We start from the raw sequence: 17,299 nt of genomic DNA, 5'->3' as shown, positions 1-17,299 counted from the left end.
GCGTCGCACCCCGCCCGGAGTCCGGCTCAGCCGACCGGTCCCAGCAGGGCCGGCAGCTCGGCGACGGACTTCAGCACGTGGGTCGCGCCGTCGGCCCGCAGCCGCTGCTCGTCGTGGGCGCCGGTGAGGACGCCCGCGACCACCGAGGCCCCGGCCCGGACGCCGGTCAGCATGTCGTAGCCGGTGTCACCGGCCACCGCGATCTGCCGGACGGAGTCGGTGCCGGTGCGCAGCAGCGCGGCGAGCGCGAGGTCCGGGTAGGGGCGGCCCCGGCCGGCCTCGGCCGGGCAGAGGGTGAGGTCGGCGATGTCCTGCCAGCCGAGGGCGGCCAGGATGCGGTCCTGGGTGGACCGGGAGAAGCCGGTGGTGAGGACCACCTTGCGGCCCTGGCCGCGGAGTTCGGCGATGGCCTCGGCCGCGCCGGGCAGCGCCGCGCAGTGGCCGGCGTCGACGAGGTCGTGGTACGCGGCCTCGAAGGCGGTGTTGGCCCGCTGGGCCTTCTCCTCCTCGCCGAACAGGTGGCGGAAGACCGAGATCTTGGACTCGCCCATGGTGGCGCGGACGTGCTCCAGCATGGTGGCGTGCTCGGCGCTGCCGGTCTCGACCCCGAGCGAGCCGGCGGCGGCCCCGAAGGCCCGCTCGACCAGGCCGTCGTCGGCCACGGTGGTGCCGGCCATGTCCAGGACGACCAGGCGGATGTCGTTCGACATGTTCAGTTCCTTCGACAGGATTGCAGGTGGGCGGAGTTACAGGTTGGCGAGTTCGGCGGTGGTCTCGGCGATCGCGGGCGAGCAGGTCATGCCCCGGCCGCCGGGGCCGGTGACCAGCCAGACGCCGTCGCGGACGCGCTCGCGGTGGACCACCCGGGTGGTGTCGACGCACTGCGCGTAGACGCCGGCCCAGCGGCGGCGGACCCGGGGCAGCGGACGGCCCAGCAGGTCCTCGGCCACGCCGACCAGGTGGTCGTACGGGTCCTCGACCACGTCGAAGCCGAAGGGGTGGTCGTACTCATGGGTGTCCCCGATGGTCAGACCGCCGTCCCGGCGCTGGACCATCAGCAGCTGCATCTTGTGCTCGGCGGCGACCGGCGGCTGCGGCTGGACCTCGCGGAGGTGGTCCAGGGCGTGGCCGGCGAAGGCCGGGTAGTAGCGGAAGGAGTCGCCGTCGGCGACCGAGGTGGTCAGCGGCTCGTCCAGCGGGTCGGTCTGCATCATCTGCAGCCGCACCTTGCGGACCGGCAGTTCGGGCGCCAGCTCGCGGACCAGGCCGCCCAGCCAGGCGCCGGTGCAGAGGATCACCAGGTCACCGGTGTGGACGTCGCCGTGGTCGTCGCGGACGGCGTGCTCGCCGACGACGTCGCGGACCTCGCGCCCGGGCAGGAAGGTGTACCGGCCGGTGGCGGTCAGGGCGGCGCGCAGCGCGGGCTGGGCGGTGCGCGGCTCGACCGCGGCGTCCCGCTCGCACCACAGGGCGCCGAGCAGCTTGCCGCGCAGGGCGGGGTTGGCGGCCCGGGTCTGCTCGGCGTCGAGCAGCCGGTAGCCGCGCGCGGCGGCGTCGGGCAGGGTCAGCGCCTGCTCGGCGACGGCGAGTTCGGCCTCGGTGCGGATCGCGGTGAGCGAGCCGTTGGCGCGGAAGCCGAGGTCGGGGACCTGCCCGCCGATCCGCTCCCACAGTTCGCGGGCCCGCAGCGCGGTGTCCAGTTCCTCGCCCTGCGCGCGGCCGCTGACCCAGACCAGGCCGAAGTTGCGCACCGAGGCGCCGCGCGCCTCGGCCTCGCGCTCCAGGTGGACGACCTCGTGGCCGCGTTCGACGGCCTGCCAGGCGTGCATGGTGCCGAGCACGCCTGCTCCTACGACGATGACTCTCATGCGGCCAGGCTGATGCCGTCAGGTGTCCGAGGGGAGTCCGAGTGGCGGACCGCAGATGAACCAACCGAAAAGTTGTACAGCCAACATGGCGCCCGCCGGACCCCGCGACCACCGCCGGACGGGCGCCCCGGCCCCGGGTCAGCGCCGCACGGCCGCCCGCAGGTAGTTCCGCCGGCCGAACTTCGGCTCGTCCACCGCCGTCAGCCCCTCCACCTGGAACCGGTACAGCGCCGCCGCCCCGCCACCGGTCAGGAACTGCCGCCGCACCTCCTCGTCCTGCGCGAAGGCCGGGTACCGCCCCTGGTACGCGGCCAGCGCCGACTCGGCCTGCCGCCCCCACGCCTCGCCCGCGCTGCCGGTCAGCTGGAGGCCGCGCAGCTGCTCGCCGAAGACCGGCGGCGGCAGGAACACGGTGGCCGACGCCCTGGCCTCCTCGGCCAGGTGGTGGCTGTGCCGGGTGGAGCGCTCGCTGACGAAGTAGAGGACGAGGTCCTCGTCGTAGGCGAAGAAGGCGAGGTTGGCGTGCGGGCCGTGCTCGTGGCCGGCCGTCGCCAGGGTGAGCACCATCGCCTCGGCCAGCAGTCCCTCGACGCCCTTGCCGATCTCCTCGGCCGGCCAGTCCCCCTGGGTGATGTCGAGTCGGTACGGCATGGGCAGCACTTCCCTCCACTGACACGCCCGGCGCGCGGCGCCCTGGCACGACTGAGCCGGGCGGGTGCCCCCGTCGGGGGCCGCCACGCCCGGCTCACATGCTCTTCCCCGGTACCCCTGCCGCACAAGGGTCGGGACAGCGTCCAACCTGCCGGTTCCGGACCGCCCGGCGCCACCCGGTCCCGCCCGGTCCCGCTCAGTGCCGCCCGGTCCCGCTCAGTCCCGCTCGGCCCCGCTCAGTCCCGCCGCGCGCCGACCGGCCGGCCTGCGCCGACGACCGCCGCCGCGGCCCCCGCGCCCAGCAGCGGCCGCAGCGGACCGGTGCGGGCGTGCGCCACCAGCGGCCCGGCCCGGCCGGCCGCGAGCACCAGCGGCACCGCCACCAGGACGCCGACCACCGCCCCCACCAGCACGTCGTGCGGATAGTGCACCCCGACCCAGACCCGGGAGGCGCCCATCAGCACGGCGGCCACGGCGGCGACCGCGCCGATCCGCCGGTCGACGAGGAACAGCGCGGCGGCCGCCGCGAAGGCGATCACGGTGTGGTTGCTCGGGAAGGACCAGTCACCGGGCCCGGGGCAGCTCTCCAGGGTGTCCCGCACCCGCAGTTGCGCGCACGGCCGGACCTCCTCCACCACGCCCTTGAAGCCGGAGTTCACCACGTAGGCGACCAGCACGACCGGCGCCGAGGCCAGCACCCGGGCCATCATCGCCGGCCCGCCGTCGCGCGCCCGCCACCAGGCGGCGAGCATCAGCAGCGCGAAGAGCCCGAGGCCGAGCAGCGACCAGAGCGCGACCAGCCGGTCGAGCCAGTGCGGCGCGGCGTCCGCCCAGCCGACCACCCGGCTGTACAGGCCGCCGGAGACGCCGCTGCCGTCGTACACGGCCAGTGCGTGCACCGGCAGGCCGTGCGCCACCGTCTCGTGCACCGCTGCCTCGTGCACCGCCGCCTCGTGCACCACCGCCTCGTGCACCACCGCCTCGTGCACCGGGGCCATGGCCGTCACCGGTCGGCACCGGCGTGACGGCGGACCGGCCGGTCACCGAACACTTTGCAAACAATCGGGAGCATAAGGACAACTACTACCAGAACGACGATGAGCACCGGACAACGGTCGATACCGGGCGCGCCCGTACCGGACCGCCGCCCGCCCGGCCGCCCGCCCCCGCACCGGTCACCGTGACCAGCATCCGGACACGCGCCCCTGCCACGCACCCGTGCGCCGGGCGCGCACCCCGCAGGCCCCGCGCGCCCGCTTGCGGCCGCCCGCCCCGACCGCCCCGGAACCGGGCGCCTGCCCATGGCTCCCGGCCCCTCGTCACACCCCTCCCCACCCCCGGTCGGACACTCCCGGTCATTGGCATGTCCACTCGCATACCGTCGGGTATTCCGAGTTGGCAGACCCCATCCCCAGGAACGGGTGGCGCCCGTACTCTTTCGTCAGCGCGTCGGCCCCGGCGCGCCCTCGGACGGCGGCGAGGAGCGAACCGAGTGCGGCAGCCAGGACGGCAGACCCGACGACCCGAACGTCGTACGCCGCAGACCGCGGCGGAGCTCGCCAAGGTCCACGAGCGCGCCCTCGCCGAGGCCGCCGCCCGCGCCGCCGCCCGCGACACCACCCCCGACGACCCGCCCCTGTCCCAGCCCCGCCCCGAGATCGGCGACTCCTGGGAGCGCCTGCGCCGCCTCGGCCTCGACCCGGACGCGGGCGCCGCCGCCGTCCACCTCGGCCCCGCCGAGATCGAGCACCGCCGCCGCACCAGCGGCCTCGACCCGCTGCTCCCCGTCCTGCGCGGCACCCTGCTCGAACAGTCCGGCCAGCCGCCGCTGATCCTCGCCATCGCCGACGCGGACGGCCACATCCTCTGGCAGGAGGGCGAGCGCGGCCTGCGCCGCAGCGCCGACCGGATCGGCTTCCTCACCGGCGCCCGGTGGATCGAGGAGAGCGTCGGCACCAACGGGATCGCCGCCGCCCTGCGCGCCCAGCGCCCGATGCAGGTCCACTCCGCCGAGCACTACCTGCGCAGCCACCACTCCTGGACGTGCGTCGCCGCCCCCGTGCACGACCCCGGCACCGGCCGGCTGATCGGCGCCATCAACCTCAGCGGCCCGGCCCACTCCGTCCGCCCCTACCTGCTCCAGCTGACCGCCACCGCCGCCAAGCTCGCCGAGACCGAGCTGCGCGCCCGCCGCCTCGAATCACTGCACCACCTGCGCACCCTCGCCGCCCCGATGCTGGCCCGGGTGAACGGGCCCGCCCTGGTCGTCGACGCGGCCGGCTGGACGGCCGCCGCGGCCGGCCTGCCGCCACCGGCCCGGCTGCGACTGCCCGCCGAGGGCTGGAGCGCCACCGCCGTGCACTGGCTGCCCAGCCTGGGCGAGTGCGTGATCGAGCCGCTCGCCGACGGCTGGCTGGTCCGCCCCGTCCCGCTCCGCAGCACCGTTCCGGCCCCGGCCGGGGACCCCGACGACCTCGGCGGCCCCGACGGACCCGGCGGCCCCGCGGCCCGCGACGGGCTCGGCGGCCTCGGCGGACTGCTCGCCGAACAGGCCGAGGGCGCCCGGGTCCGGCTCGACCTGCGCCGGCCGGGCAGCCCGGCGCTGTCGGTGCACGGCGCGGCCGGCAGCTGGTCGCACGCGCTCAGCCCCCGCCACGCCGAACTGCTGCTCCTGCTCGCCACCGAACGGAACGGCCTCAGCGCGGCCCAGCTGGCCGACGCGCTGTTCGGGGACCCGGCCAGGACGGTGACGGTGCGGGCCGAGCTGTCCCGGCTCCGCCGCCACCTGGGCGGCCTGCTGGCCCACCGGCCGTACCGCTTCGCCGAATCGGTCCTGGTCAGTGTGGCCGGACCGGAGGACCCCTACGACCTGCTGCCGTCCTCCTCGGGCCCGGCCGTGCGCAGGCTCCGCGCGGGACTGGCCGGCGGCACCGTCCGACTCCCCGGCCCCCCGCCCTTACCGGGCCAGCTGCCGGGTCCGCGAACCGGCCGGGTCGCGCTGCCACCGCCCTGAACGCGCCACCGGCCTGCACGCGCCACCGGCCTGCACGCGCCACCGGCCCGGGCGCCGTCCCTCCCGGCGGGAGCCGTCCGCCCGGGAGCCGTCCGTCCGGGAGCCGTCCGCCCGGGCGGGCACCGTCCGTCGGCCCGGGTCACCCGCTCCGGGCTCAGCGGCCGCCGGACAGCAGCTCGGTCAGCTCGGCGTCGCTCGGCCCGTGGGCCCGCTCCGCCTCCTCCGAGACCAGCGCGTACGTCCGGTCCAGCCAGGCCCGGACCTTCGGCTTGGAGACCTCCAGCAGGGCGCTGCCGTGCGGGGATTCCAGCGCCAGGTGCAACGTCGAGCCGTGGCACGGACAGTAGGCCGGCCACAGCTTGACGTCGCCCTGACCGCTCAACGAGCGCAGGCCGTCGCGCAGCAGTTCGCGCGAGAACACCCAGTCGGCCTCGTCCGGCCGCCCCAAATGGAACGTCAGCAGCACCTCGTACGGGCGCGCGGCGTCGAACCGGAACCGCGTACGGACCTCTCCGACCACCTCCTCGCCCAGCGAGATCCGCAGGGACAGCACCTCCTCCACCGCCGCCGGAGCGGCGGTGGAGCCTGCCTCTTCGCCGCCCGTGGGGGTAGCGGCGAGAGGGGCACTGGAGGGTGCTGGCAGCGGGTCGGGCGGCATGACGGTCTCTCCGGGACGGCGTGGAATGCCCTCCAGACTGCGCCACCGCGCGACACACCGGCAAGGGTTGCAAGGGGGTTGCAATAATCCCCGAACGCGACCGGGGTCCCTTACCGCCCTTGTCAGACGGACCGTCAACTTCCGCTGGTCAAAGGGTTGTCCACGGATTTGATCCATTCGGTCCGGGCTCTGGCCAGCACCCGGGTACCCGCTGCTACGCTCGACCCCCTGCCGGCGCACGCCCGCGCGCGCACCCGGCGGACTCCGCACGCGCGGCCCCGGGGGGCACTCGGGCCGGGCCCGGACGCGTCCCGGACGACGCTCCCCGACCGGATCCCGGTCGGACCGGCCGTCCCAGGACCGGCCGGCGGCCGTCCGCCCGGTCGGCGGCACCGGCACCGCCGTCGGTACGTGGGAGAATGCCGCGACCGCAACGGTGACTTCAGGGGAGGGAGGGGTCCGGTGGGTCCGTCCGAGGACACCGGGCAGGACGCGGCGTACCCGCACGACCGTTACCGCACCAGGCACGGCCGGCACGGACGGCCCGGCCCGTTCGGCGGCCGCCTGCGACTGCCCACCCTGCGGTTCTCCGGCGCCGCGATGGCGATGTCCACCGTCGTGGGCATCAGCATCGCCACCACGCTGCTACTCAACGAGCAGCAGGGCGTGGGCCGCCGCGCCGGGGTCGCCCGGGTCGGCTCCAGCGCCCCGCCGCCCAGCCCGGCCGTCAGCCCCGACAGCGGCTCGGGCACCGCCTCCGGCCGCACTTCCGGGCCTGCCTCCGGCACCACGGCCGACCAGGAGGCCGACGCCTCGGCCGCCACCGCGGGCCGTGCCCCGGCCACCCCGGCCGTCCCCCTGCCCGGCCGGACCGGTCCCGACCGGCCCGCCGACGCCGACAGGCCGAACGATCCGGACGACCCGAGCGGCCCGACCACCGGTCCCCGGGCCCCGGGGGCCACCCCCGGCCCGAGGTCCACCACCCCGGCCGCGCCCCGCGGCGGCTCCCCCACCGGCGTACCGCTCGCCGAGGGCCCGCCGCCCCGGCACGGCGTGACCGGCGAACCCGCCGGGGGAGGCACCGGTACCGGTACGGGCACCGCCGGCGGCGGCCAGGACACCCTCGCCGCCGGTCAGCCCGCCGAGGAGCAGCTCGCCTCCCGCAACGCCGACCGGTCGACCGCCGACCGACCCGCCGAGGAGCCGGCGCCCACCGCGACGGCCCCGGCCACCCCCGCGCCCTCCCCCTCACCGACCGCGCCCCGCCCGCTCGCCCCCGCCCCGGGCACCCCGACGCCGCCCCCGCCCGCCTGGACCGGCGAGACCCTCACCGACCCCGGCAGCGGCACCGGCACCGACCCGGTCGGCGAGAAGGGCGGCACCACCGGCACCGGGGGCACCACCGGCACCGGCGACAAGGGTGGGAAGGGCGTCAAGGGCGACACCGGCACCGACAGCGCCGACGACCTGGCGCTCACCGGCGCGGCCCTGGTCCAGCAGCTCGGTCGCGACGGGACCCGCCACCTGCTCGCACTGACCGTCACCGAGCCGCTCACCGCGCTCCAGGCCGAGTTCCGGCTCGCCCCGGGCGCGCTGGCCCCCGGGGCCGGCACCGTCTGGACGGACCTGGCCGGCGCCGTGATCACCGCCCACCAGGAGCGCGGCGCGGCGGTGTACCGCTTCACCACCCCGGCCGGCACCGACGTCCGCCCTGGCCGGTACACCTTCGCCGTGCTCGGCGTCCGGCCGCCCGCACCGCGCCGCGCCGCGCCCCGGACCACCGAGTCCTGGAAGGCCGGCGCCTTCGGGATCGACCGGCCGCGCGCCGTCGCCGCCCTCGGCACCTTCGCGGCACCGAACGGCACCGACGCCCGGCCCGGTCGCGGTCCCGGTCCCGCAGCGCCGACGTCAGCACCGGTACCGGCATCGGCGTCCGCACCCACACCCACACCCGTACCCGCCCGCTGAGCGGCCCCGATCCGGCCCGGGCGCGCCCGTCCGCTCCGGTCGGACAACCCGACAGGTCAGCGGCCCGTTCGGGCTCATCCGGCCGACCTCGTTCGTTACTGTGGTCGCCAGTCGGCACAGCCGCCCCACCGCCGGGGCCGGCCCCGCACCACGTCATTCCCAGGAGGAGTTCGTGTCCACGGTCCTGACCCAAGGCGGCAACGCCCCGTTGACCGCCGCGCGGGTGACCGTCGAGGTCACCGCACCCAAGGCGCTGGACGTCTCGGGCCTGCTGCTGACCGATGCCGGCAAGGTCCGTTCGGACGACGACTTCGTCTTCTACAACGCCCCCAACGGCCCCGGGGTGACGCACCGCCCGGCCGCCGCGGGCAGCCCGGACGCCATCATCGTCGACACCGCCGCCGTCCCGGCCGGGATCAGCAAGATCGTGGTGACCGCCAGCCCCGACGAGGCCGGCGCCACCTTCGCGGGCATCGAGCCGACCGCGACCGTCCGCGACGCCGCCAGCGGCGAGGTGCTGGTCACCTTCACCTCGCCGGCGCTCGGCCGGGAGACCGCGCTGATCGTGGTCGAGGTCTACCAGCGCAACGGCGCCTGGAAGGTCCGCGCGGTCGGCCAGGGCTACGCGAACGGCCTGGCCGGCATCGCCACCGACTTCGGCGTCTCGGTCGAGGAGCCGCCCGCCCCGGTGGCGCCGCCCGCGCCCGCCCCGGCCCCCGCCGCGCCCACCCCGCCGCCGGCCGCCGGTCCGGTCGACCCCCGGCTCGCCATGGCCTCGGCCCCGCCGATGCCGCAGGGCGCGCCCCCGATGCCCCCGGCCCCGCCCGCCGCGGCGACCGCGCCCTCCCTCACCAAGGTCACCCTGGACAAGGGCCGGGTCAGCCTCACCAAGGGCGGCTCGGTCTCGCTGGAGAAGAACGGCAAGCCCTTCCTCTCCTCGATCCGGATGGGCCTCGGCTGGGAGCCCGCCGGCCGCGGCCGCAACATCGACCTCGACGCCTCCTGCCTCGCCTTCGACGCCAAGCGCGAGAAGCTGGACACCGCCTGGTTCATGAAGCTGGGCATCTTCAACGGCGCGATCACCCACTCGGGCGACAACCTGACCGGCGAGGGCGGCGGTGACGACGAGTCGATCACCGTCCACCTCGACGGCCTGCCGCCGGAGGTGTGCGGCCTGGTGTTCGTGGTGAACTCCTTCTCCGGCCAGAAGTTCACCGAGGTCAAGAACGCCTACTGCCGACTGGTCGACGCCGGTACCAACCAGGAGTTGGTCCGCTTCGACCTCACCCAGTCCGAGGCCCGCACCGGCGTGGTGATGTGCAAGCTGGTCCGCCAGTACTCGGGCGAATGGGTGATGACCGCGATCGGCGAGTACGTCGACGCCAAGACCGCCCGCGCGATGGTCAAGCCGGCCTCCTCGATGCTCTGACGACCGGTCGGGCGGCGGGAGAAAACGACTGGACCTCCCGCCGCCCGCCGCGCATCATGTCCGGATGCTGATCAGGGAAGCCACCACCGAGGACTGGCCGGGCATCTGGCCGTTCTTCCAGTCCATCGTCGCCGCCGGCGAGACCTTCACCTACCCGCTCGACCTCGGGTTCGAGCAGGGCCGGGAGTGGTGGCTGCTGCCCGAGCCGTACCGCACCGTGGTCGCCGTCGACGAGGCCACCGGCGCGGTGCTCGGCACCGCCAAGACGAACCGCAACCAGATGGGCAACGGCGGCCACGTCGCCAGCGCCAGCTACATGGTGGACCCGGCGCACGGCGGCCGGGGCATCGGCCGGGCGCTCGTCCTCGACAGCATCGACTGGGCCCGCCGGTCCGGCTACCGCGCGATCCAGTTCAACGCCGTGGTCGCGTCCAACAAGCACGCGGTGAAGCTCTACGAGTCGCTCGGCTTCACCGTCGTCGGCACCGTCCCGGAGGCCTTCCACCACCCGGTGGACGGCTACGTCGCCCTGCACGTCATGCATCTGGCGCTCTGAGGCCCCCGGGCCTCCGCCTACTCCTCGATCGCCCCGCCGACCCGCCGCAGGTGCTGCCGGAAGCTGTACCCCGGGTCGGCGGCCCGGCGCTCCAGGAACTCGTCGAACGACGTCTGCCGCCGCAGCGTGTCGCCGGAGCTGATCCGCTCCGCCTGCGCCCGCTCGGTCCGGGCGATCCCGGCCGCCGTCTCCAGCACCTCGTCCAGCCGCGCGCCCGGCACGAACAGCACGCCGTCCGCGTCCGCGAACACCGCGTCCGCCGCGCTCACCAGGTGCGGCCCGAACCTCGCCGTGGCCAGCGCCTCCGGCTCCCGCCCGTCCAGCCGCAGCGGCCCGAGCGGCAGACTGCCGTAGCTGAACACCGGCAGCCCGATCTCCACCAGCTCCGGCGTGTCCCGGTGCAGCCCCCACACCACCACCCCGGCGATCCCGGCGGCCCGCGCCTCCAGCACCGCGAGGTCCCCGACGCACGCCTCGTCGGTCCGCCCGCCGTTGTCGATCACCAGCACGTCCCCCGGCTCGGCCGCGCCGTACGCCTCCAGGAACACGTCCACACTCCCGTAGTGCCGCACCGGCAGCACCCGCCCGGCGACCCGGCCCCCCGGCACCACCCCCACCACCCCGGCCGGCGCCACCCGCAACCCCACCCCCACCCGCATGCACGCATCCGCCACCAACGGCGTGGACAGCTCCGCGAACCGCTTCAGCACCATGCCAACTCCTCGCTCGCACGCCAGAGTTCACCAGCACGAAGATCCTACGCCGATCCCCCCTCCCCCCATCGAGTGAAATCCCGCCACACCCGGCCCAGCCCTCGCACGGGGCACCCCCGGACGCACGACGGCCCGGGTCCCCCCATCGCGGAAGGGGGACCCGGGCCGGGCGGGTGCCGCGGGGGTCAGCCGCGGGTGGCCATGGCGCGCAGGAAGAAGGTGAGGTTGGCCGGGCGCTCGGCGAGGCGGCGCATGAAGTAGCCGTACCACTCCTCGCCGTACGGGAGGTACACGCGCATGGTGTTGCCCTCGCCGGCGAGGCGGAGCTGCTCCTCGGGGCGGATGCCGAAGAGCATCTGGTACTCGAAGGAGTCCCGCTTGCGGCCGTTCCACTGGGCCAGCTGGCCGGCGATCTTGATCATGTTGGGGTCGTGCGAGGCGATCATCGGGTAGCCCTCGCCGGCCATCAGGACCTTGAGCGCGCGGACGTACGCGAGGTCGACCTGGTGCTTGCCCTGGAAGGCGACCGACTCGGGCTCCTTGTAGGCGCCCTTGCACAGGCGCACCCGGGAGCCGGGGCCGGAGAACTCGCGGCAGTCGGCCTCGGTGCGGCGCAGGTAGGCCTGGAGCACGACGCCCAGCCAGGGGAAGTCCTGGCGCAGCTCGCGGGCGATGGCGAGGGTGGAGTCGGTGGTGGTGTGGTCCTCCATGTCGAGGGTCACCGTGGTGCCGGCGTCGGCGGCGGCCTCGCAGATGCGGCGGGCGTTCTCCAGGGCGATCTTCTCGCCGTCCACCGGGAGGAACTGGCCGACGGCCGAGAGCTTGACCGAGACCTCGGCGCCGGCGGCCAGGCCGGTCTCCTTGAGCGCCTTGAGCAGGTGCTCGTAGGCCTCGGCGGTGCCGGCGGCCTGGGCGGCGTCGCGGGTGTCCTCGCCGAGGTGGTCCAGGGTGACCTTGCGGCCGGTCGCGACGAGGTCGTCGCAGGCGGTGACGGCGTCGTCGAGGGCCTCGCCGGCGACGAAGCGCTCGACTATCGCGTGGGTCGGCGGGAACTTCTCGACGACGGTGCGGACCTGGGCCGAGCGGGAGGCGGCGAGGAGGGCGGAACGGAGCATCGTGACTCCTGGAGCGAGTGTTTCTTGGGGTGGCAGAAAGGACGGGCGGCGAGCCCAGGGGGGTGGTGGGCTCGCCGCCCGTGGGGACGCCGCCCGGCTGCGGGGCCGGGGGCGTCAGGGGACCGCGAACGGGTCCCGGTGGGACGGTCAGCCCATGTGCGGGTAGCGGTAGTCCGTCGGCGGGACGAAGGTCTCCTTGACCGAGCGGGTCGAGGTCCACCGCGCGAGGTTCTGCTTGGCGCCGGCCTTGTCGTTGGTGCCCGAGGCACGGGCGCCGCCGAACGGCTGCTGGCCGACGACCGCGCCGGTCGGCTTGTCGTTGATGTAGAAGTTGCCGGCCGCGTTGCGCAGCTTGAGCATCGCGTGCTGAACGGCCTCGCGGTCCTGCGAGATGATCGCGCCGGTCAGGGCGTAGTCCGAGACCGACTCCATCTGGGTCAGCATCTCGTCGTACTTGTCGTCCTCGTAGACGTACACGGCGAGGACCGGGCCGAAGTACTCGTCGCGGAAGTACTCCGAGGCCGGGTCCTGGCAGACCAGCACGGTCGGCCGGACGAACCAGCCCACGCTGTCGTCGTAGGTGCCGCCGGCCAGGACCTCGACCTGCGGGTCGGCCTGGGCGCGGTCGATCGCGGCCTTGTTCTTGGCGAAGGCGCGGTCGTCGATGACGGCGGACATGAAGTTCGACAGGTCGGTGACGTCGCCCATGGTCAGGCCGTCGACCTCGGCGCGGAACTCGTCCTTCAGCTCGGCCCAGATCGAGGCCGGGACGTAGGCACGGGAGAGCGCCGAACACTTCTGGCCCTGGAACTCGAAGGCGCCGCGGGTCATGGCGGTCTTCAGCACGGCCCGGTCGGCGGACGGGTGGGCGACCAGGAAGTCCTTGCCGCCGGTCTCGCCGACGATCCGCGGGTAGGTGCGGTAGCCGGAGATGTTGGTGCCGACCTCGCGCCACAGGTGCTGGAAGGTGGCGGTGGAGCCGGTGAAGTGGATGCCGGCCAGCGCCGGGTGCTTCAGCGCGACGGCGGAGACGTCCAGGCCGTCGCCGGTCACCATGTTGATGACGCCCTTGGGCAGGCCGGCCGCCTCCAGCAGCTGCATCAGCAGGTGCGCGGAGAACTGCTGGGTCGGCGAGGGCTTCCACAGCACCACGTTGCCCATCAGCGCCGGCGCGGTCGGCAGGTTGCCGGCGATGGCGGTGAAGTTGAACGGGGTGATCGCGTAGACGAAGCCCTCCAGCGGGCGGTGGTCGCTGCGGTTCCACACGCCGTCCGAGGAGATCGGCTGCTCGGCCATGATCTGGCGGGCGAAGTGCACGTTGAAGCGCAGGAAGTCGACCAGCTCGCAGGGGGTGTCGATCTCGGCCTGCTGCGCGGTCTTGGACTGGCCGAGCATGGTGGCGGCGGCCAGGGTCTCGCGCCAGGGGCCGGCCAGCAGGTCGGCGGCGCGCAGGAAGATCGCGGCGCGGGAGTCGAAGGAGAGCGCCTGCCAGGCCGGGGCCGCGGCCAGGGCAGTGTCGATGGCCTCCTGCGCGTCCGCCTGGGTGGCGTTGCGCAGGGTTCCGAGCCTCGCCGCGTGGTTGTGCGGCTGGACGACGTGGAACTCGGTGCCGCCGCCCATGCGGCGCTCACCGTTGATCGTCATGGTCAGCTGGACCGGCTCCTGGCCGCCCAGCTCCTTCAGCTTCGCCTCCAGGCGGGCCCGTTCCGGGCTGCCGGGGGCGTAGCTGTGGACCGGCTCGTTCACCGGCGCGGGGACCTGGGTCACAGCATCCATGAGCGCACGCTCTCCTTCGTTCCTTGCGGGGGATGCCGACGCGGATCGCACGACGGCCACATGACGAACGCTATTCCTGCATCAGGGCCCGCTTGATTGGCCGGACGGCTAAAATCATCCGGACGGCGTTGTCCGACCGGATGAAGGATTCGGACGAAAGCCACCCTTCGGCCACCCGCCGGCCACTCCCGTCCCACCTCCGCCCCACTCCCGGCTCACTCCCGCCCCGCCACCGACCCGCCACCGGCCGCCCCCGCGACTGCCCCGGCGGGCGCCCCCGCCCCACCCGTCGGACACCCTTGAGGAGGCCCGATGACCACCCCCGGCCTCCCGCTCCGGCAGCTGCTGATGTCCCTGGGCGAGCCGCTGGTCGAGCTCCAGACCGCCCCGCACGGCCTCGACGTCCCGGTCCGCGACGTGGCCATCCTCGACCCCGAGGACCCGCCCACCGCCGCCCCGGGCGAGCTCGTGCTCGCCATCGGCGCCCGGGGCCGGGCCGCCCTCCCGGCGCTGCGCGCGGCCGGCCGGGCCGGGGCCGCCGCGGTCGCCGTCAAACTCGATGCCCCCGGCCAGGCCGACGCGCTGCGCGAGGCGGCCACCGAGGCCGGCGTGGCGCTGCTCTCGGTGCGCCGGGAGACCCGCTGGGAGCACCTCGACTCACTGGCCCGGGCGATCATCGCCGGCCCGGACACCCCGGACGCGCCCGGCTCCCCCGAGCACAACGCCGGCGACCTGTTCTCGCTCGCCCAGACCGTCGCCGTGCTCACCAACGGCATCGTCTCGATCGAGGACACCTCCAGCCGGGTGCTCGCCTACTCGCGCTCCTCCGACTCCGACGAGGTCGACGACCTGCGCCGGCTCTCCATCCTCGGCTGGCAGGGCCCCGAGCCGTACCTCTCCAAGCTCCGCGAGTGGGGCGTCTTCCAGCACCTGCGCACCTCGGACACCGTGATCGCGGTCGACCCGCACCCGGAGCTCGGCCTGCGCCGCCGGCTCGCGATCGGCATCAGGACCGGCGCGCAGCCGCTCGGCACCATCTGGGTGCAGGAGGGCTCCCGGCCGCTCGCGCCGCTGGCCGAACAGGCGCTGGTCGGCGCGGCCCGGGTCGCCGCGGCCCAGCTGGTGCGCCGCCGCCGGGAGCTGTCCGCGGACGTCCGGCTCACCCGGACCCTGGTCACCGGCCTGCTGGAGGGCTCCACCGGCCCGCAGTCGCTGGCCACCCACCTCGGCCTCGACGTGCGGCGCCCGGCCACCGTGCTGGCGTACAGCGCGGGCACCACCGAGCAGCTCACCAGGGCCGAGGTGACCGGCCTCATCTCGGTGCACACGGCGGCCCGGCACCGGGCCGCGCTGCTCGCGCCGATCGAGTCCCGGGTGTACGTGCTGCTGCCCGACCTGCCCGCCAATCTGCCGATGGCCACCGTGCGCGGCTGGGCGCAGGAGGTGGTCGAGGCGGCCAGGGACCATCTGGGCGTCCCGCTGCGGGCGGCGCTCGGTTCGACCGTGGAGGGCCTCGCCCAGGTGCCCGACTCGCGCGCGCAGGCGGACCGGATCCTGGACGCGATGGGCCGGGGCGGCGTCGACCTGGAGGTCGCGGCGCTGATCGACGTCCAGGCGGAGGTGCTGGTCAGCGAGGTGCTGGCGCTGCTCCAGGAGCGCGGCGGCCTGCGCGACCCCAGGCTCACCGCGCTGACCTCCTACGACCGCCGGCACGGGACCAGGCTCGCCGAGTCGGTGCTGGCCTGGCTGGACGCGCTGGGCGAGGTCCGGGTCGCGGCGGACGCCCTGCACATCCACCCGAACACCCTGCGGTACCGGGTCCGCCGGGCCGAGCAGCTGACCGGGATCGACCTGGCGCAGCCGCAGCAGCGGCTGCTGGCGATGCTCCAGCTGCGGCTGCCGACCGACTCCTGACGGCGCACGCCCTCCGCGGTCGGCCCCGGGGCCCGTACGTTCCCGGGCACGCGAAAGGGGCCCGCCGAAGCGGGCCCCGATCACTCACTCGCGGTCAGCTCACTGGCCGTAGCCCTGGCCGCGCTTGTGCTCGTTCAGGCGGTGCCACGGGCCGGTGATGGCCAGCTGGATGCCCGGGGTCTGGATGTTGGCGAAGAGGGTCTTGCCGTCGTCCGAGAAGGTGACGCCGGTGAACTCGCTGAACTCGGGCTTCTCGGCGGTGCCGATGTTCAGCTCGTTGCGGGCGATCGGGAAGGTCAGGCCGTCCTCGGTGGCGCCGAACAGGTGCGAGACACCCTCGCCGTCCTCGGCGATCACGATGCCGCCGTAGGGCGAGACGGTGATGTTGTCCGGGCCGTCGAAGTTGTCGTGGTCGCCCCAGACGTCGGTGTTGACGCCCAGCAGGACCTTCAGGGTGATGGTGCGGCGGACCGGGCTGTAGAACCAGACCTGGCCGTCGTGCTGCAGCGGGCTCTCCGAGCGGGCGAAGCTGGAGACGAAGTAGAAGCCGCCGTCACCCCACCACATGCCCTCCAGCTTGCGGGCGCGGGTGACCTCGCCGTCCTTGAACTGCTTGCGGACGGAGACGGTCTTGGCGTCGCGGTCCTGGACCTTGACCCAGTCCACGCCGTAGGTGGTGCCGACCTTGGTGGCGCGGGACAGGTCGTCGATGAACTTGCCCTGGGCGTCGAAGACCTTGAAGGCCTCCAGCACACCGGCGTCGGCGGCGAGCTTGCGCAGCTGGTAGCGGCCGTGCTTGAAGCCGGCCGGCGGGGTCCAGCGGAAGAGCAGGCCGTTGGGGTTCGAGGCATCCTCGGTCAGGAAGACGTGGCCGCGCTTCGGGTCGACGACGACGGCCTCGTGGGCGTAGCGGCCGAAGGCCTTCACCGGCTGCGGGTCGCGGTTGTAGTCGTCGTCGAACGGGTCGACCTCGAAGATGTAGCCGTGGTCCTTGGTGAAGCCGTTCTTGCCGGCCTTGTCCTCGGTCTCCTCGCCGGACAGCCAGGTGCCCCACGGGGTGACGCCACCGGCGCAGTTGGTGGCGGTGCCGGCGATGCCGACCCACTGCTCGACCGTGCCGTTGGCCTTGGCGTGCACGATGGTGCAGCCGCCGGCCGCGCCCGGGTCGTAGACGTGGCCCTCGGTCAGCGGGACCGGGTTGGGCCAGTTGGCGCGGGCGCCGCCCAGCTCGTGGTTGACGACCAGCAGGTTGCCGCCGCGCTCGTCCTCGAACGCCGAGGTGCCGTCGTGGTTGCTCGGGGTGAACTCACCGGTGCGCAGCTTGGTGACGCCGGCGCGGTTCACGACCTTGTACTTGAAGCCCTTGGGCAGGGCGAGCAGGCCGCCCTGGGTGTCGGCGACCAGCGGGCCGTAGCCCACCGCGAGGCGCTCGGCCTCGGCGGCCTCGGCGGCCGGAGCCTCGCCACCGACCGGAGCTGCGATCGCACCCGGGGCGGTGGCCAGGGCCTCCGCGCTGCCGGCGATCAGTACGCCGGCCCCGACGAGGGTGGAACGGTTGACGAAGTCCCGACGGGACAGCGACATGGCAGTCACTCCTGAAGGCTGGGGAGCCGACCGGGCGGACCCGGTGCGCGGCGT

At 74.6% G+C, this 17,299-nt stretch carries 14 protein-coding genes; 5 read left to right on the top strand and 9 right to left on the bottom strand.

Translation table 11 applies throughout. The features are described 5' to 3' along the window. Positions 1 to 26: 26 nt before the first annotated feature. From ACW14Y_RS29155 to ACW14Y_RS29140, 4 genes are all read right to left on the bottom strand, one after another. Entirely contained in the window at positions 27 to 710 is a 684-nt protein-coding gene (locus ACW14Y_RS29155; RefSeq protein ID WP_266313410.1) for a phosphonatase-like hydrolase, read from the bottom strand. 36 nt (positions 711 to 746) lie between these two features. Then, positions 747 to 1,868 (bottom strand): TIGR03364 family FAD-dependent oxidoreductase, encoded by a 1,122-nt coding sequence (locus ACW14Y_RS29150; RefSeq protein ID WP_380438277.1) that lies wholly within the window; start codon positions 1,866 to 1,868, stop codon positions 747 to 749. A gap of 138 nt (positions 1,869 to 2,006) precedes the next feature. Then, positions 2,007 to 2,519 carry a pyridoxamine 5'-phosphate oxidase family protein gene (locus ACW14Y_RS29145; RefSeq protein WP_380307551.1) on the bottom strand — a complete coding sequence of 171 codons (513 nt, stop codon included), beginning with the start codon at positions 2,517 to 2,519 and terminating at the stop codon, positions 2,007 to 2,009. 236 nt (positions 2,520 to 2,755) lie between these two features. Then, positions 2,756 to 3,517 carry a phosphatase PAP2 family protein gene (locus ACW14Y_RS29140; protein ID WP_456983869.1) on the bottom strand — a complete coding sequence of 254 codons (762 nt, stop codon included), beginning with the start codon at positions 3,515 to 3,517 and terminating at the stop codon, positions 2,756 to 2,758. 494 nt (positions 3,518 to 4,011) lie between these two features. On the opposite strand from ACW14Y_RS29140, the gene ACW14Y_RS29135 reads away from it, so the two are divergent. Next, entirely contained in the window at positions 4,012 to 5,532 is a 1,521-nt protein-coding gene (locus ACW14Y_RS29135) for a GAF domain-containing protein (protein WP_456983867.1), read from the top strand. Between the two features lie 154 nt (positions 5,533 to 5,686). On the opposite strand, the gene ACW14Y_RS29130 is transcribed toward ACW14Y_RS29135, so the two are convergent. Beyond that, the gene (locus tag ACW14Y_RS29130; protein ID WP_266274146.1) at positions 5,687 to 6,190 is read right to left on the bottom strand and encodes an SsgA family sporulation/cell division regulator; all 504 of its coding nucleotides are present in this window, start codon (positions 6,188 to 6,190) and stop codon (positions 5,687 to 5,689) included. A 462-nt stretch (positions 6,191 to 6,652) separates the two neighbouring features. Between ACW14Y_RS29130 and ACW14Y_RS29125 the strand changes: the two genes are divergently transcribed. The 3 genes from ACW14Y_RS29125 (at position 6,653) to ACW14Y_RS29115 (ending at position 10,143) form a co-directional block, all read left to right on the top strand. Further along, positions 6,653 to 8,158 (top strand): hypothetical protein, encoded by a 1,506-nt coding sequence (locus ACW14Y_RS29125; protein ID WP_456983864.1) that lies wholly within the window; start codon positions 6,653 to 6,655, stop codon positions 8,156 to 8,158. 172 nt (positions 8,159 to 8,330) lie between these two features. Further along, positions 8,331 to 9,587 (top strand): TerD family protein, encoded by a 1,257-nt coding sequence (locus ACW14Y_RS29120; RefSeq protein WP_456983863.1) that lies wholly within the window; start codon positions 8,331 to 8,333, stop codon positions 9,585 to 9,587. 64 nt (positions 9,588 to 9,651) lie between these two features. After that, positions 9,652 to 10,143 (top strand): N-acetyltransferase family protein, encoded by a 492-nt coding sequence (locus tag ACW14Y_RS29115; RefSeq protein WP_456983862.1) that lies wholly within the window; start codon positions 9,652 to 9,654, stop codon positions 10,141 to 10,143. A gap of 17 nt (positions 10,144 to 10,160) precedes the next feature. Here ACW14Y_RS29115 and ACW14Y_RS29110 read toward each other — a convergent pair whose 3' ends face one another. The 3 genes from ACW14Y_RS29110 to pruA form a co-directional block, all read right to left on the bottom strand. Continuing rightward, complete coding sequence (locus ACW14Y_RS29110; protein WP_456983860.1) at positions 10,161 to 10,856, bottom strand: RraA family protein; 696 nt, start codon at positions 10,854 to 10,856, stop codon at positions 10,161 to 10,163. Between the two features lie 185 nt (positions 10,857 to 11,041). Beyond that, positions 11,042 to 11,971 (bottom strand): proline dehydrogenase family protein, encoded by a 930-nt coding sequence (locus ACW14Y_RS29105; RefSeq protein ID WP_328954647.1) that lies wholly within the window; start codon positions 11,969 to 11,971, stop codon positions 11,042 to 11,044. A gap of 147 nt (positions 11,972 to 12,118) precedes the next feature. Beyond that, on the bottom strand, positions 12,119 to 13,747 hold the full coding sequence (gene pruA / locus ACW14Y_RS29100; RefSeq protein ID WP_380392641.1) for an L-glutamate gamma-semialdehyde dehydrogenase: 1,629 nt from the start codon (positions 13,745 to 13,747) through the stop codon (positions 12,119 to 12,121). Positions 13,748 to 14,059: 312 nt separating this feature from the next. On the opposite strand from pruA, the gene ACW14Y_RS29095 reads away from it, so the two are divergent. Next, positions 14,060 to 15,661, top strand: a complete 1,602-nt coding sequence (locus ACW14Y_RS29095; RefSeq protein WP_380392639.1) for a PucR family transcriptional regulator — start codon at positions 14,060 to 14,062, stop codon at positions 15,659 to 15,661. 99 nt (positions 15,662 to 15,760) lie between these two features. Here ACW14Y_RS29095 and ACW14Y_RS29090 read toward each other — a convergent pair whose 3' ends face one another. Next, positions 15,761 to 17,245, bottom strand: a complete 1,485-nt coding sequence (locus ACW14Y_RS29090; protein WP_380308860.1) for an alkaline phosphatase PhoX — start codon at positions 17,243 to 17,245, stop codon at positions 15,761 to 15,763. Between the last annotated feature and the right edge of the window lie 54 nt (positions 17,246 to 17,299).

Source organism: Kitasatospora sp. cg17-2 (genome assembly GCF_054031055.1).
The sequence above is the reverse complement of the archived record's forward strand: the minus strand, read 5'-3'. Positions and strand labels throughout refer to the sequence as shown.

Coding starts and splice junctions, on each gene's coding strand:
- ACW14Y_RS29150 (WP_380438277.1), bottom strand. CDS start 1,868: ATGAGAGTCATCGTCGTAGGAGCAGGCGTGCTCGGCACCATGCACGCC.
- ACW14Y_RS29090 (WP_380308860.1), bottom strand. CDS start 17,245: ATGTCGCTGTCCCGTCGGGACTTCGTCAACCGTTCCACCCTCGTCGGG.
- ACW14Y_RS29095 (WP_380392639.1), top strand. CDS start 14,060: ATGACCACCCCCGGCCTCCCGCTCCGGCAGCTGCTGATGTCCCTGGGC.
- ACW14Y_RS29155 (WP_266313410.1), bottom strand. CDS start 710: ATGTCGAACGACATCCGCCTGGTCGTCCTGGACATGGCCGGCACCACC.
- ACW14Y_RS29140 (WP_456983869.1), bottom strand. CDS start 3,517: ATGGCCCCGGTGCACGAGGCGGTGGTGCACGAGGCGGTGGTGCACGAG.
- ACW14Y_RS29110 (WP_456983860.1), bottom strand. CDS start 10,856: ATGGTGCTGAAGCGGTTCGCGGAGCTGTCCACGCCGTTGGTGGCGGAT.
- ACW14Y_RS29130 (WP_266274146.1), bottom strand. CDS start 6,190: ATGCCGCCCGACCCGCTGCCAGCACCCTCCAGTGCCCCTCTCGCCGCT.
- ACW14Y_RS29115 (WP_456983862.1), top strand. CDS start 9,652: ATGCTGATCAGGGAAGCCACCACCGAGGACTGGCCGGGCATCTGGCCG.
- ACW14Y_RS29145 (WP_380307551.1), bottom strand. CDS start 2,519: ATGCCGTACCGACTCGACATCACCCAGGGGGACTGGCCGGCCGAGGAG.
- pruA (WP_380392641.1), bottom strand. CDS start 13,747: ATGGATGCTGTGACCCAGGTCCCCGCGCCGGTGAACGAGCCGGTCCAC.
- ACW14Y_RS29105 (WP_328954647.1), bottom strand. CDS start 11,971: ATGCTCCGTTCCGCCCTCCTCGCCGCCTCCCGCTCGGCCCAGGTCCGC.